A 13,982-nucleotide genomic window follows, 5' to 3' on the forward strand; every position below is an offset into this window, starting at 1 on the left:
TGAGCTTAACCAGCGGGTACCCCGCGGGACGCTTGAGGTCGCGGGTATCTACTGATCTCAGAACGCACGAGGAATCGTGCGGGACACCTAGCACACCATCACACTCGGATGCGGACGGACACGGCCATGAACACAGGGACCCGAACCCCGACGTCATCGGCACAGAGTGCCGTCCGTGAAACCGAATCCCCACGCGTCGGGGGGACCTCGGCACGACCCGATCTCGATGAATTCGCGAACGACTTCATCGAGAGTGTCGAGGCCCTCCCCACGTATCGCCCGACGGTGGGCTGCATCATCCCCGCGTACAACGAGGAGGAGTCGATCGCGAGCGTGCTCGATTCCCTCCTCCAGCAGACGCGTCTGCCCGATGTCATCCACGTGATCGTCAACAACACGACGGACGCGACGGTCGAGTTCGCAAGTCACTACGCGGGCCCCCACGTCCGCCGCACCGGCCCGGGCGAGTACCAGGAGACCGAGATCTTCGTCCACGACATCGGTGTGAACCCGGACAAGAAGGTCGGTGCGCTCAACTACGGCTACGACCTCGTCGAGGGCTACGACTACCTCCTCGGTGTCGACGGCGACACGACGGCGGACCCGACCGCCGTGCAGAACCTCATCGACGAGATCTCCTCCGACACCCGGATCGGCGGCATCTCCGCCATCTACAGCATCGACGACACGGCCATCACGGGCCCCATCGCCCCCTTCCTCATCGCCGGTCAGCGTGCCCAGTTTGCGGCGTTCAACATGTCGAACATGTTGAAGGGCCGCAACATGGCGGTGCTCGGTGGTCAATTCTCGATCTTCTCCACCACGGCCCTCCGTGAGGTCATGGAGGACAGCCACCAGCAGACGCCGTGGGTGAAGGACAGTGAGGTCGAGGATTCGCTCCTCTCGCTGCAGATCAAGAGCGCCGGCTACCTCACCAAGATCAGCGCCCAGGCGCGCGCCAACGTCGGGGGCATGCACACGCTCCGTTCGCTCGACGCGCAGCAGGTGAAGTGGAACTTCGGCGCCATCGAGCTCATGTGGCCAGGACAGCGCGGTGACACGAAGGGGCAGCCCTTCCATCCCAACCTCCGCTTGCGCTGGTTCGAACACTTCTCGATGCTCGTCAACATCATCACGCGCGTCATGTTCGTGCTGCTCCTCGTCGCGTCGCTCTCCATCGGGGCCTTCGTGTTCAGCCCGGTCTGGCTGATTCCGCCGACCGTCGCCGTCATCCTCAACCTGCGCGTGGCGCTGTCGATGAAGTCGCGCAACTGGAAGGACATCCTCTTCGCCCTCCTGGTGGCGCCCGCCGAGATCTACATGTGGATTCGGATCGGCCACTTCCTCCGAGCGTGGACGAAGTTCGCGAGCCGCAAGCAGGTCGACAACTGGGCGGAGCAGGCGAAGGCCGAGCGTGGCTCGGGCAATGCCTACCTCGTTCCGCTCGTCGGACTGCTCGCGACCGTCGCCGCGCTCACCTTCGTCTGGTTCCAGCTGTCAACCGACGTTCAGTCGATGATCCTCTGGGTCTGCTGGCCTATCCTGGGTGTCATCACCGTCCTTCAGACGCTCGGCATGTTCTTCTCAGTCATCCGTCGTCACCGCGGGTACCGCGTCTGATCCCACCCGACCGGTTCGAGCCTCTCGACGGGCCCAGGGGGCACCCCCTCAGTTCCCTGGGCCTCTCGAGGGCCTCGAATAACCGATAACTCAATATGACACCGCACGACTCGAGCCCGTCGACGGGTTCAGGGAGCACCCCCTCAGTTCCCTGGACCTCTCGCTGGGCTCGAGTGGTCTCCACCGGACCCCGACCCGGGCCGGGCCGCTGTGTCTCCGCGGCAACGCCCGGTGCCGTCGGACCGGCCCACCCCGAGAGGGGCAGCGGCCTAGCTGAGGGCGGCGAGCCGGTAGCCGACGCCGCGCACCGTCTCGATGAATCGCGGGGACGCGATGTTGTCACCGAGTTTCCGGCGGAGGTTCGCCATGTGGACCTCGACGGCGCGCTTGTCGGCGTCGTTCACGTAGTAGGTGGTGACGTAGTCCTCCCCGCGCAGCCGCAGGGCGAGGTCCGCCTTCGACCGGACGCGCCGACGGGAGTCCATGAGCGCGGCGACGAGGTCGAACTCGCTGCGCGTGAGTTCGAGCTCGACACCGTCGACCTCCGCGATGCGCATCTCGGCGTTGACCCGCAGGCCGTTGTGCTCCAACCAGCCTTCCTCCGATGACTCCGGAGCACGGTCGGCGGCGGGCAGCGGCGCGGACGGGGCTGGCGAAGGCGTCGGCTGCTGAGCGAGGGCGCGAGCGGGAGCCGGGGCGGCCGCGGCCGGAACCGCGCCGTCGGCCCGAGCCGTCCAGACCGGGGTCATCGCCGGGCCGGTCGTCGGGACGGGCCCGGTGGTCGTCGCGTCGCCGTTCGGGTGACGCGGCCGCCGGAGCATCGCCTCGATACGGGCACGGAGCTCACGAGGCCGGAACGGCTTCGTTACGTAGTCGTCCGCGCCGGATTCGAGGCCCTGCAATGCGTCGATCTCCTCGTCGCGGGCGGTCAGCATGACGATGTAGGTGTTGCTGAAGGCCCGGATGCGCTTGGCCGCCTCGAAACCGTCGATCCCGGGGAGGCTGACGTCGAGCGTCGTCACCACGGGGGAGAACTGGCGGACGGCGGCCACGCCGTCGATGCCGTTGTCCGCCGACACGGTCTCGAAGCCCGCTTGTGAGAGAACGGTCTCGAGGAGCCCCCGGATGTCGGGATCGTCTTCGATGATTACGGCGAGGCGCCGTTCGCCAGTGTCATCCATCGGGCCGATCGTACCAAGTCGCGGGGCCGGAGGCTGCCCCCAGGCCGGGGAGCGACCGGCGTGGCGGCCTCGATCGCTCGCGCCGGCGCTCACCAGCCGGCGTTGCGCCCGAGCTCCTCGACGGCCGACGGCCACCACGCACCGGCCCGTGGACCGCCGTTGCACGCACCATCACTCTCTCCGGGTGCCTTGACCCACAGGTTCGCGTCCATCGCTCCGCTCGTCGGCTCGGAGAGGGGAGTGGCGCCAAGAGCACGACCCGACGGATTGCACCAGTCACCGTTCGACCCGGCGCCGTTCCGCGACGTGTCGATGACGTAATGTGCTCCGCCCACGAGAGCACTCAGCGTCTCGGCGTAGTCCCGCTCGTCCGACGTGGGATTGAAGTTCGACACGTTCGTCGAGAAGCCACGGATCCGGTCGATCCCGACGCGCCGGAGCAGCGCGGCCATGTCGTCGGCGCTCCGCCAGTTGGAGTGCCCGCCGTCGACGTAGACCCACGCTGTCGTCTCCGCGAGCATCGACACGGCCCCGGCGATAGCGTCGACCTGCTCGTCCTCATCCTCGCACTCGATCGCGAGAGAGAGCGAGTCCGGCTCGACGATCACGACACTGCGTTGCTCCCCGAGGGACGAGGCGATCTCGGCGACCCACTCGGGGTAGGCGGTCGGGGAGAGTCCGCCGACGGAGAAGTTGCCGCAGTCGCGGTTGGGGACACCGTAGACGACGAAGACGGGAACGGACCCGGTCGTGGCCGCATCGGCGACGACGCTGCGGACGTATCCTCCGACCTCTCCCCGCCCGTGTTCCTCCGGGGTGAGCCAGACGGCGGTCGGCGTGGCTGCGACGCGCTCCACGACGGGGTCGCCGTTCCCCTCCGCGACGGCGGTGGCGGCGGCTCCCTGCGGATCGACGTAGATCCTCTGTGCGTTGAAGGGACCGCTCGACTGCGCGTTCACGAGGAAGACGAAGCCGGCCGCGACGACGATGACGGGCACGAAGACGCTCGCGAGCACGAGCGCCGTACGCCTACGGACTTCACCCAACGATCCTCCCCACCAGCTGCCTGTTCGACAGTGTATTGCCCGCGGTGCGGCGGGAGTGCGCGATGACGTGTCGCCCGGCGGGAGCGGAGGGGGACGAGCGTGGCCTCGCCGGTGTGCGACGAGACCATCGGCGCGGCCGCGTCGTCGTCGTCGGCACCGGGGCTCCGGGCCGTGCCGCGCCACCTAAACTAGAGGTCATGACGTCTCCTGAACCGGTGGATGTCGTCCTCATCGGTGGCGGCATCATGAGCGCGACTCTCGCTTCCCTCATTACCGAGCTCGAGCCCGATTGGACCGTCGAGATCTTCGAGCGCCTGGGCGACGTCGCCCAGGAGAGCTCGAACCCGTGGAACAACGCGGGAACGGGTCACGCGGCGCTCTGCGAGCTCAACTACATGCCCGAGGGCAAGGACGGCTCGGTCGACCCAGCGAAGGCGATCGGCATCAACGAGCAGTTCCAGCAGAGCCGGCAGTACTGGAGCCACCTCGTCGAGACGGGCGCCATCTCGGAGCCGTCGACGTTCATCAACACCGTTCCGCACATGACGTTCGTGACGGGCGAGCACGACGTGACGTACCTGCGGAACCGCTACGACGCCCTCAAGGACCAGCCGCTCTTCGCCGGCATCGAGTTCTCGGACGACAGCCGACGCATCGCGAAGTGGGCGCCGCTGCTCATGACGGGGCGCCGCTCCGGTGTGCCGTTCGCGGCGACACGCGTCGAGGCCGGGACGGACGTCGACTTCGGAGCTCTCACGCGCCAGCTCTTCGCCTCCGCGATCGACAACGGTGCGAAGCTGCGACTCAACCACGAGGTCCGGCGCCTCAAGAAGAACCGCGACGGCACCTGGCGGATCGGCTACCGTCGCACCGTCGGACGCGCTCCCGGCGCGATCGACGCGCGCTTCGTCTTCGTGGGGGCCGGGGGCTGGGCGCTCAAGCTGCTGCAAAAGGCCGGCATCCCGGAGATCGACGGCTACGGCGTCTTCCCGATCTCCGGCCAGTTCCTCCGCACGGACGACCCGGCGATCGTGGCGAAACACCAAGCGAAGGTCTACAGCCAGGCCGCCGTCGGAGCGCCGCCCATGTCGGTGCCGCACCTCGACACGCGCGTTGTCGACGGCAAGCCGAGCCTGCTCTTCGGTCCGTACGCGGGCTTCAGCCCGAAGTTCCTCAAGAACGGGTCGATCCTCGACATCGTCACGCAGGTGCGACCGAAGAATCTCGGTCCGATGCTCTCCGTCGCGCGTGACAACCCGAGTCTGCTCACCTACCTCATCGGCGAGCTGCTCGCGTCGCGGAAGAAGAAGGTCGCGGCCCTCCGCGCGTTCATGCCGACAGCCGACGGCTCCGATTGGGAGTTGATCACGGCCGGCCAACGCGCTCAGGTCATGAAGAAGGACCCGAAGAAGGGCGGCGTGCTGCAGTTCGGCACCGAGGTCATCGCTGCCGGCGACGGCACGATCGCGGGTCTCCTCGGGGCCTCGCCCGGAGCGTCGACGGCCGTGCCCATCATGCTCGACGTGCTGCGGACGTGCTTCCCGGGCAAAGCCGACGAGTGGGACGAGGCGCTCCGCACCATGATCCCGACGGTCGGCACGACACTCAACGACAAGCCAGAGCTCGCCGACGAGGTCCTCACGCGCACGGCGCGTGTACTCGGCATCGCCCGCTGACACCATGGCGAAGCTGTACTTCCGCTACGGGGCGATGAACTCCGGCAAGAGCACCGCGCTCCTCCAAGCGGCGTACAACTACGAGGAGCGCGGACAGCGCGTGCTGCTCGCGAAGCCCGCCGTCGACACCAAGGGTGACCGCTCGATCGAATCCCGCCTCGGCGTCACGCGCGAGGTCGACTACGTGATCGAGCCGGGCGAGGACGCCTTCGCACAGTTCCAGCGGCACCGCCGCGAGTCGCTCGACCGCGACGGCGTTGACATCAGTTGCCTGCTCGTCGACGAGGCGCAGTTCCTCGAGGGCCCGCAGGTCGACGGACTGCTCCGTGTCGCGCTCCTCGAGGGCGTCCCCGTGCTCGCGTACGGTATCCGCACCGACTTCCTCACGGAGGCGTTCCCCGGCTCCCGCCGGCTGCTCGAGGTGGCTCATACGCTCGAGGAGCTCAAGACGATCTGCCGCTGCGGGCGCAAGGCACTCTTCAACGGGCGCAAAGTCGGCGACCGGTTCGTGTTCGACGGCGATCAGGTCGCGATCGACGGCGAAGAGGTCACCTACGAGTCGCTCTGCGGCAATTGCTACCTCGAGGAATCGGGCAACGTCATCGGCGCCCACCCCACCCTCTCACCCCCCTGAAAACTTCGATTGTGCACGAAAATTCGAGCACAATCGAAGTTTTCAGGGGGGAGAGGTGGGGAGACGGTGGGCGGTTGCTCTTCCTCTGATCCGGAAACCCGTCACGACGAGCGCGCCGATCGTTGCGCCCGTCGTGTTCGCGAGGACGTCGAGCGGCGTCGCGAAGCGCTCCGGCAGCAGCAGGGCCTGACCGAACTCGATGGCGAGTGAGAGCGCGAGCCCGATGATCGGCGCGAGCCACCACTCCCACCGGGGGAGGAGGAGGGCGATGAGGACGCCGAGGGGCACGAACATCACGATGTTCGCCCCGAACTCGAGATGGGCGTAGTCGACCCAGCCCGGTGCGCCCGCCGCGGCGAGTCGATCGAGGACCGAGCCGAGGAGGCTCCGCACGCCCCGGTCGACGGGTACCGGCCAATAGCCGATCGCGAAGACCACGACGAGGGTGAGCGTCGCGAGGACGCGGACGGCGATCTTCCGAGCGGTCACGCGGCCTCGGAGCGCTGACGCGGTCGGCGACGGAACAGGAGGGAGAGCGCGCCTCCGATGAGCGCACCGGCGGTGTTGGCGAGGAGGTCGGACGTCGTCGCCCACCGCTCGGGCAGGAACGTCGACTGCAGGAACTCGATGAGCAGCGTGAAGGCGAGCCCGAGCACGATCGCCCACGACCACATCCAGCGGGGGAGGGCGAGTGCGAGGAACAGCCCGAAGGGCACGAACATGACGATGTTCGCCGTGAACTCGATCACCTCGAACGTGATGGCGGTGGGGAGCCCGGAGGCGTGGAGGGCGTCGACGATCGCTCGGGCGAGGGGAGTGCCGTCGCCGCCCCGCGGATCCGGCCACAGCGTCATGAGCAGGATCGCGAGCATCGTGACGGCCAGGAGGATCGTCGGAAGTCGTCTCGCCATGCCGACGATTATGACAGTGTCTCGAGCGACCGAAATGTCGGGTATCCTGGGTGAGGCCTTCGGGCCACCGGGGTGTGGCGCAGCTTGGTAGCGCGCCTCGTTCGGGACGAGGAGGTCGCAGGTTCAAATCCTGTCACCCCGACCATCCGGGCCCGGATCCACGCGAGAGCGAGGATCCGGGCCTTTCCTTTTCCCGGCCTGCCGGCCCCCGACAACCAGGAAGTCCCCTCTGTGCCCGCATCTTCGCGCACGCAGGAAACTTTTCAGGGGGGCGAGCGAGTCAGCGCTCGGCGGGGACGAGAGTGAGGAGCGTCGCCTCGGGGAGGCACGCGAAGCGGACCGGCGCGTAGATCGACGTGCCAAGACCGGCCGAGACGTGCAGGAAGGCCGAGCGGTAGGCGTGGCGCCACGTGCTGAGGCCTTTCACCTGGCGGCGGGGGATGTCGCAGTTCGTGACGAGTGCGCCGAAGAACGGGACGCAGACCTGGCCGCCGTGCGTGTGGCCGGCGAGGATCAAATCGGCGCCGTGCGTGACGAATGACGCGAGCACGCGGCGGTAGGGAGCGTGCGCGACGCCGATCGTCACGGCCGGCTCCGAGCCGCGGTCGTCGTCGTCGAGCGACTCCTCGTCCTGGCGGGAGTCGATGAGGCCGGTGAGGCGATCGAGTCGGTCGCGACCGATGTGCGGGTCGTCGACGCCGAAGAAGTCGAGCCGCGTGCCCTTGATCGTGATCGATCCGACGTCGTTGTTGAGCCCTGTCCAGCCGAGTCCTTCTCGGAAGAAGCGTTCGAGGCGCGGGGTATCGAGATCGGCGGGCTCGTCCTTCACGCCTCCCGAATGACGCACGAGGTACCGCAGCCAGTTCTTACGCATCGGGCCGTGGTAGTCGTTCGAGCCGTTCACGAAGACGCCGGGGATACCGTCGTAGCCCTGGAACGCGGCCTCGATGCCGGCGATCCCGTCCTCGTGGCCGAGGTTGTCGCCGGTGTCGACGACGAGGTCGGGACGGAGCTGCGCGAGCGAGCGCACCCACGCCTGCTTGTCGCGCTGCCACGGCGCCATGTGCAGGTCGGAGACGTGGAGGACGCGGATCGGCTCGGACCCGGGCGGGAGGATGGGCACGGTCTCACGGCGCAGGGTGAACATCTTGCGCTCGACGAGCGATCCCCAGGCGAATGCGAGCGCCCCAGCGAGCGCCGTGGCGCCCAGCACGATGCTGGGCGCCACGATGCTGCGGGGGATGTGCGAACTCAACCGCAACCGATCGTCACGGTCGATCCCGGTGCTGCGTCGGTGTCGCCACCCGGTGATTGAGAGTTGACCCGCGCGTCGTCCTCGGAGCACGACCCGTCGACGGCGACTGTGAAGCCGGCGTCCTCGAGGTCCTGCTGGGCATCGTCGGGCCTGTCGCCCATGATGTCGGGGACCTCGGCGCCCTCGCCACTACTGACGTAGAGGGTGATCGTCGAGCCGTAGTTGGCTCGCCCGCCACCACCGGGCTCGGTGCGTGCGACGAGACCGGCCCCGATGCTCGAGGGCACCTCGCCGTCGGCGACCGTCACCCCGAATCCCGAGGCTTCGAGACGGGACGTGGCCTCCTCGACCGACATGCCGGAGACGTCCGGCACGGCCCGCGTCGCGACCTTCGTGAGGTTGGGGTCCGGGGTGGGGAAGACGCCGCCGGGACGGAGGTCGTCGATGTCGGCCATGATGTCCTTCCACACGGCGAAGCGCGCGCGGTCGCCCTGGTAGTCGCCGACGGAGGCATACCGGAGGTCGACCGCCCCCTCGACGTTTCCGATCCAGAGCGCGACGGCGGCCGTGGTGCTCGCGCCGGCGAGCCACGTGTGCTTGCGCTCGTCGGTCGTTCCCGTCTTTCCGATGAGCTGCGTGCCGTCGTATGGGTTGCCGGACGCGCCGGTTCCGCCGTTCATGACGCCCTTGAGCGCGTACGCGGCGGTCGCCGCGACGTTCTCCGGGATCGCCTGCGTGCAGGTGCTCTTGGGTGCCTCGAGCTCGTCGCCCTCCGGTCCGACGATGCGGTCGATCGCGATCGGCGTGCAGTACTTGCCGTTGGCGGCGATGGCCGCGTAGGAGCCGGCGACGTCGATCGGCGCGACCTCGTTGGTGCCGATGATGGAGGTCGTGTTGACCTGGAGCTCGGTTCCGTCGGCGCGCTTCATGCCGAGGGACTTCGCGACGTCGCGGATCTCGCAGAGGTCGAGCTTCTCGGCCATCGCGGCGAAGCCCGTGTTGAGCGACGACGAGGTCGCGCTCATGACACTGAGCGTGCGGCCGCTCGCGTTGCCTGAGTTCTGGAACTTGTACGTGCCGCCTGCTCCCTCGCACGAACCCGTGAGGGTGTAATTGCGGATCGTCCCGCGGACCGTCTCGTTGACCGAATGGCCGTTCATGAGCCAGTCGACGAGGGTGAAGAGCTTGTACGTCGATCCAGACTGGAAGCCCGTCGAGCCGCCGTACTCGGATGTCGTGTTGAAGTTGACGGAGGTGTAGCCCGGCTCCGTCGAGGTGTTGCTGAACTTCTTCGACTGGGCCATCGCGAGGACACGTCCCGTTCCGGGTTCGATCGTCGTCGCTGCTGCTGCGACGTCACCCGAGTCGGATTGCAGCGGAACCTTGCCGTAGATGGACTGCTCGCTCGCCTGCTGAACGCCGAGGTCGAGCGTCGTGTAGATGTCCAGTCCACCGCGCTTCAAGAGGTTGAGGCGCTCCTGTTCCGAATCGCCGAACTCGGGGCTGTTCCGGATGACGTTGATGACGTAGTCGCAGAAGTATGCGGCGCCGCCCGAGGGCTCGCAGCCTGTGCGCGGCTGGGTGATCTTCGGCTCGACCGGAGTCGCGATCGCCTCGTCGTACTGCTCCGCCGTGATCTTGCCGTAGGCCTTCATGGCCTGGAGCGTGATGTCGCGTGCCTTCTTCGTTTGCTCGTAGCCGTTCGCCGCACCGTTCGTCTCGCTGTCGGGGCGGTCGATGCGCAGGGAGTTCGGATTGGTCACCATCGACATGATCGTCGCCGCCTGGACGAGGTTGACGTCCTTGGCCGAAACCCCGAAGTAGTACTGCGACGCCGACTCGACGCCGTAGGTGATGCCACCGAAGTGCGCGATATTGAGGTACCCGCGGAGGATCTCGTCTTTCGAGTACTTCTTCTCGAGGCCGATCGCGTACCGCATCTCCTTGAGCTTGCGGGCGACGCCGTCGGAGCCGTCGGCGGTCGTGTACGCGGTGGCGCACTTCTCGCCCTCTTCGACGGACTCGGAACTGTTGACGCAGCGCTGGACGAGCTGGTTCTTCACGTACTGCTGGGTGATGGACGATCCACCCTGGACCTCGCTGCCGAGGAGGTAGGTCGAGACGATGGCTCGAGTCGTACCGATGACGTCGACACCACCGTGCTCGTAGTAGCGGTTGTCCTCCTTGGCCACGGCCGCGTCCTTGTAGAACTGCGAGATCTGGTCCCATTGGACCTCCTGGCGGTTCTGGTCGTAGAACTCCGCCAGCTCCTTCGGCTGCCCGTCGGCGCCCTTCGCGTAGACCGTCGACTTCTCCATGAGTGGAGTGATCTCGAGGAACTCGGGAAGGGCGTCGAAGATCTTGATCGTGTTGCTCGCCCCCATGCCGGAGATGGCGAGGGCCGGAGTCACGGCGGCGGTGACGAGGATACCGGCCGCGGCACTGAGGCCGACGAAGCCGAGGAGGCCCCCGAGCACACCTCTAGCCGTACGTTTTTGATGAGGCATAGGATCGATGGTAAGCGACGATTCTGGAAATGCGCCCTATCACGCGCGCAGACGCGCGCCCGGTAGCGGCACGCGAGCGGGGGTGTCGCGCCTCATCAAGCCCCGCAAACCCCACCACGAAGGAGCCCCCATGACGCGCTGGGAGTACATCACCACGCCGCTTCTGATCCACAACACCACGGCCATCCTCAACAACTGGGGGAGCGACGGCTGGGAGCTCGTCCAGATCGTCAACGGGCCGGAGGGCGGCCTCGTCGCGTACTTCAAGCGCCCGATCGCGAGCGCCTGATGGGAGCCGTCACCGACCGGCTCGCCGAGCTCGGCGTCGAACTGCCCGAGGTCGTGCCGCCTCTCGCGGCCTACGTGCCCGCCGTCGTCAACGGCAACCTCGTCTTCACCTCCGGCCAGTTGCCGATGTCGGCTGGGCAGTTGCCGGCGACCGGCAAGGTCGGCGAGGGTGATGGTCTCGTCTCCGCCGAGGACGCGAAGACCTATGCGCGCACGTGCGCCCTCAACGCCCTCGCGGCGGCGCGATCGGTCATCGGCTCTCTCGACCGGGTCACCGCGGTCGTCAAGGTCACGGGCTTCGTCGCCTCCGACCCGTCGTTCACGGCGCAGGCCGCCGTCATCAACGGCGCGAGCGAGTTCCTCGGCGAGGTCTTCGGCGACGCGGGTGTGCACGCCCGCTCGGCCGTCGGGGTCGCGGTGCTGCCGCTCGATTCGCCCGTCGAGGTCGAGGTCATCCTCGCCTTCGCCTGACGCTGACGCTGACGGCACGAACGACGGACGGCGGGTTCCCCGAGGGGAGCCCGCCGTCCGGCGTTGACGGGAGGAGCGCTCAGCGCACCCTGTCGCCGATGATCCGCATGACCTGCGTGTCCGCGAGCGTCGTCGTGTCGCCGATCTCGCGGCCCTCGGCGAGGTCGCGGAGCAGGCGGCGCATGATCTTCCCCGACCGCGTCTTCGGCAGCTCCGCGACGACGTAGATGTCGCGTGGGCGTGCGATCGCGCCGATCTGCTTCGCGACGTGCGAGCGGAGTTCCGCCGCGACATCGGTGGCCTCGGCCTCCGCCTTCTGGCTCTCCTTGATGATCACGAAGGCGACCACGGCCTGGCCCGTGGTGTCGTCCGACGCACCGACGACCGCGGCCTCGGCTGTGAAGTGGTGGGCGACGAGCGCGGACTCGATCTCAGCCGTCGAGAGGCGGTGACCGGAGATGTTCATGACGTCGTCGACGCGACCGAGCAGCCAGATGTCGCCGTCCTCGTCGATGCGCGCGCCGTCGCCCGCGAAGTAGCGGTCGCCGAAGGTCGACCAGTAGGTCTCCCGGAACCGCTTCTCGTCCCCCCAGATGCCGCGGAGCATCGACGGCCACGGTTCGGTGACCACGAGGAGCCCGTCGCCCTGACCGACCGAGACGCCCGCGTCGTCGACGACATCGACGGAGACGCCGGGCAACGGGACCTGAGCGCTGCCGGGCTTCGCGTCGGTGACGCCCGGAAGGGCGGAGATCATGATGGCGCCCGTCTCCGTCTGCCACCACGTGTCGACGATGGGGGTCTTGTCGGCACCGATGACGTGTCGGTACCACAGCCACGCCTCGGGGTTGATGGGTTCGCCGACTGAGCCGAGCAGGCGGAGACTCGAGAGGTCGAAGCGCTCGGGGATCTGCCGCCCGAGCTTCATGAAGGATCGGATCGCCGTCGGTGCCGTGTAGAGGATCGTCACTCGGTACTTCTCGACGATCTCCCACCACCGTCCGGCGTGCGGCGCGTCGGGTGTGCCCTCGTAGAGCACTTGTGTCGCTCCGTTCGCGAGCGGCCCGTAGGCGACATAGCTGTGGCCCGTCACCCAGCCGACGTCGGCCGTGCACCAGTAGACGTCGGACTCCGGGTGGAGGTCGAAGACGTTGCGGTGCGTGTAGGCGACTTGAGTGAGGTAGCCGCCCGAGGTGTGCAGGATGCCCTTCGGCTTCCCGGTCGTGCCGGACGTGTAGAGGATGAAGAGGGGGTTCTCGGCCGGAAAGGACTGCGGCTCGTGCTCCGCCTCGGCAGTGGCCATGGCGTCGTTCCACCAGATGTCGCGGCCCGGGGTCCAGCCGACCTCGTTCTCGCCGCGGCGGACGACGAGCACGTTCGTGACCGTGTCCTGAGCAGGCAGGTCTCCGCGCGGCTCGAGGGCGGCGTCGACGGCGGGCTTCAACGCGGAGACCTTGCCCTTCCGCCAACCGCCGTCGGCCGTGATGACAAGCTTCGCGCCGGCGTCGTCGATGCGGGCGCGGAGGCTGTCGGCGCTGAACCCGCCGAAGACGACCGAGTGCGCGGCGCCGAGCCGCGCGACGGCGAGCATCGCGATGATCGCCTCGGGGATCATCGGCAGGTAGATCGCGACGCGGTCGCCCGCCTCGATGCCGAGGTTCGTGAGCACGTTGGCGGCGCGCTTGACGTCGGCGGTGAGCTCCGCGTAGGTGATGGCGCGGGAGTCGCCGGGCTCGCCCTCCCAGTAGAGGGCGACGCGCTCACCGTTGCCGGCTTCGACGTGACGGTCGAGGCAGTTGTACGCGACATTGAGTTCGCCGTCGTCGAACCACTTCGCGACGGGGGCGTTCGACCAGTCGAGCGTGCGGGTGAAGGGCGTGTCCCACGCCAGAAGGGTCCGGGCCTGGTCGGCCCAGAAGCCGAGCCGATCGGCGGAGGCCGCGGCGTAGAGCTCGGGGCCCGCGACCGCGGCATTCCGGAACTCGGGGGACGGGGGGAAGACGTGCGTCTCGTGCGGCGTCTGATCGACCTGTGAATCCATGAACCGCTCGCTCCTTCGCGTGCTCTGCCGGGCGTCAGTGCGTGCGCGGACGCCCGCCCCGACGCGGACGATGAACCGAGGTTATCGCGGAGGACGGAACCGGGACACCCTCCGAAAGGAGGGAGCGAACGGCGCCGATGCGGACGTGCGCGTATCAGTTCGATGAGGGCGCGGAGTCGGATGGCGAAAAACGGATGTGAGGCGTACGATTGAGCACGGCCGAATGCAAATTCTGGCGTGCAGCGCGCGTGATTCCCCCGATCCAGCGTTGCGTGAGGCGGCATCCATTCCCCCCAATGGATGCCGCCCTTTTTTGCGGTCCATGCCGTTCGAGAGTGCGTGGCCCGTGACG

At 67.8% G+C, this 13,982-nt stretch carries 11 protein-coding genes, 1 tRNA gene and 1 pseudogene; 6 read left to right on the top strand and 7 right to left on the bottom strand.

The window, feature by feature from the left end; all coding sequences use genetic code 11:
• Positions 1-126 precede the first annotated feature (126 nt).
• Positions 127-1,620, top strand: a complete 1,494-nt coding sequence (locus ELQ92_RS04280) for a glycosyltransferase family 2 protein (RefSeq protein ID WP_128497708.1) — start codon at positions 127-129, stop codon at positions 1,618-1,620.
• Positions 1,621-1,889: 269 nt separating this feature from the next.
• On the opposite strand, the gene ELQ92_RS04285 is transcribed toward ELQ92_RS04280, so the two are convergent.
• The gene (locus ELQ92_RS04285) at positions 1,890-2,801 is read right to left on the bottom strand and encodes a response regulator transcription factor (RefSeq protein WP_128497709.1); all 912 of its coding nucleotides are present in this window, start codon (positions 2,799-2,801) and stop codon (positions 1,890-1,892) included.
• A gap of 89 nt (positions 2,802-2,890) precedes the next feature.
• Positions 2,891-3,847, bottom strand: a complete 957-nt coding sequence (locus ELQ92_RS04290; protein ID WP_166426700.1) for a glycoside hydrolase family 6 protein — start codon at positions 3,845-3,847, stop codon at positions 2,891-2,893.
• Positions 3,848-4,044: 197 nt separating this feature from the next.
• Here ELQ92_RS04290 and ELQ92_RS04295 point away from each other — a divergent pair, with 197 nt between their 5' ends.
• Positions 4,045-5,523, top strand: coding sequence for a malate:quinone oxidoreductase (locus ELQ92_RS04295; protein WP_128497711.1), 1,479 nt, complete (start codon positions 4,045-4,047; stop codon positions 5,521-5,523).
• A gap of 4 nt (positions 5,524-5,527) precedes the next feature.
• Positions 5,528-6,157: a thymidine kinase gene (locus ELQ92_RS04300; RefSeq protein ID WP_128497712.1), complete on the top strand. Its 630-nt coding sequence runs from the start codon at positions 5,528-5,530 to the stop codon at positions 6,155-6,157.
• A 42-nt stretch (positions 6,158-6,199) separates the two neighbouring features.
• Here ELQ92_RS04300 and ELQ92_RS04305 read toward each other — a convergent pair whose 3' ends face one another.
• Both ELQ92_RS04305 and ELQ92_RS04310 read right to left on the bottom strand, forming a co-directional pair.
• Positions 6,200-6,646: a VanZ family protein gene (locus ELQ92_RS04305; RefSeq protein WP_128497713.1), complete on the bottom strand. Its 447-nt coding sequence runs from the start codon at positions 6,644-6,646 to the stop codon at positions 6,200-6,202.
• Entirely contained in the window at positions 6,643-7,068 is a 426-nt protein-coding gene (locus ELQ92_RS04310; RefSeq protein WP_128497714.1) for a VanZ family protein, read from the bottom strand. The genes ELQ92_RS04305 and ELQ92_RS04310 overlap by 4 nt, the downstream gene beginning before the upstream one ends.
• A 68-nt stretch (positions 7,069-7,136) precedes the next feature.
• Here ELQ92_RS04310 and ELQ92_RS04315 point away from each other — a divergent pair.
• Positions 7,137-7,213, top strand: a tRNA-Pro gene (locus ELQ92_RS04315).
• Positions 7,214-7,348: 135 nt separating this feature from the next.
• Here ELQ92_RS04315 and ELQ92_RS04320 read toward each other — a convergent pair.
• Positions 7,349-8,323, bottom strand: a complete 975-nt coding sequence (locus ELQ92_RS04320; RefSeq protein ID WP_243694857.1) for a metallophosphoesterase — start codon at positions 8,321-8,323, stop codon at positions 7,349-7,351.
• A complete protein-coding gene (locus ELQ92_RS04325; protein ID WP_166426701.1) occupies positions 8,320-10,800 on the bottom strand; it encodes a transglycosylase domain-containing protein in 2,481 nt (826 codons plus the stop codon). The genes ELQ92_RS04320 and ELQ92_RS04325 overlap by 4 nt, the downstream gene beginning before the upstream one ends.
• A 160-nt stretch (positions 10,801-10,960) precedes the next feature.
• Here ELQ92_RS04325 and sp36 point away from each other — a divergent pair.
• Positions 10,961-11,104 (top strand): annotated as a pseudogene (gene sp36 / locus ELQ92_RS04330) (Sp36 family protein); the annotation flags it as partial.
• Between the two features lie 14 nt (positions 11,105-11,118).
• A complete protein-coding gene (locus ELQ92_RS04335) occupies positions 11,119-11,589 on the top strand; it encodes a RidA family protein (RefSeq protein ID WP_128497717.1) in 471 nt (156 codons plus the stop codon).
• Positions 11,590-11,668: 79 nt separating this feature from the next.
• Here the strand turns inward: ELQ92_RS04335 and acs are convergent, their stop codons facing one another.
• On the bottom strand, positions 11,669-13,630 hold the full coding sequence (gene acs, locus ELQ92_RS04340) for an acetate--CoA ligase (protein ID WP_128497718.1): 1,962 nt from the start codon (positions 13,628-13,630) through the stop codon (positions 11,669-11,671).
• Positions 13,631-13,982: the final 352 nt, after the last annotated feature.

The sequence above is a fragment of the Labedella populi genome (genome assembly GCF_004078655.1).
In the GTDB taxonomy this organism is placed as follows: domain Bacteria; phylum Actinomycetota; class Actinomycetes; order Actinomycetales; family Microbacteriaceae; genus Labedella; species Labedella populi.

Coding starts and splice junctions, on each gene's coding strand:
- ELQ92_RS04280 (WP_128497708.1), top strand. CDS start 127: ATGAACACAGGGACCCGAACCCCGACGTCATCGGCACAGAGTGCCGTC.
- ELQ92_RS04285 (WP_128497709.1), bottom strand. CDS start 2,801: ATGGATGACACTGGCGAACGGCGCCTCGCCGTAATCATCGAAGACGAT.
- ELQ92_RS04295 (WP_128497711.1), top strand. CDS start 4,045: ATGACGTCTCCTGAACCGGTGGATGTCGTCCTCATCGGTGGCGGCATC.
- ELQ92_RS04300 (WP_128497712.1), top strand. CDS start 5,528: ATGGCGAAGCTGTACTTCCGCTACGGGGCGATGAACTCCGGCAAGAGC.
- ELQ92_RS04310 (WP_128497714.1), bottom strand. CDS start 7,068: ATGGCGAGACGACTTCCGACGATCCTCCTGGCCGTCACGATGCTCGCG.
- ELQ92_RS04335 (WP_128497717.1), top strand. CDS start 11,119: ATGGGAGCCGTCACCGACCGGCTCGCCGAGCTCGGCGTCGAACTGCCC.
- acs (WP_128497718.1), bottom strand. CDS start 13,630: ATGGATTCACAGGTCGATCAGACGCCGCACGAGACGCACGTCTTCCCC.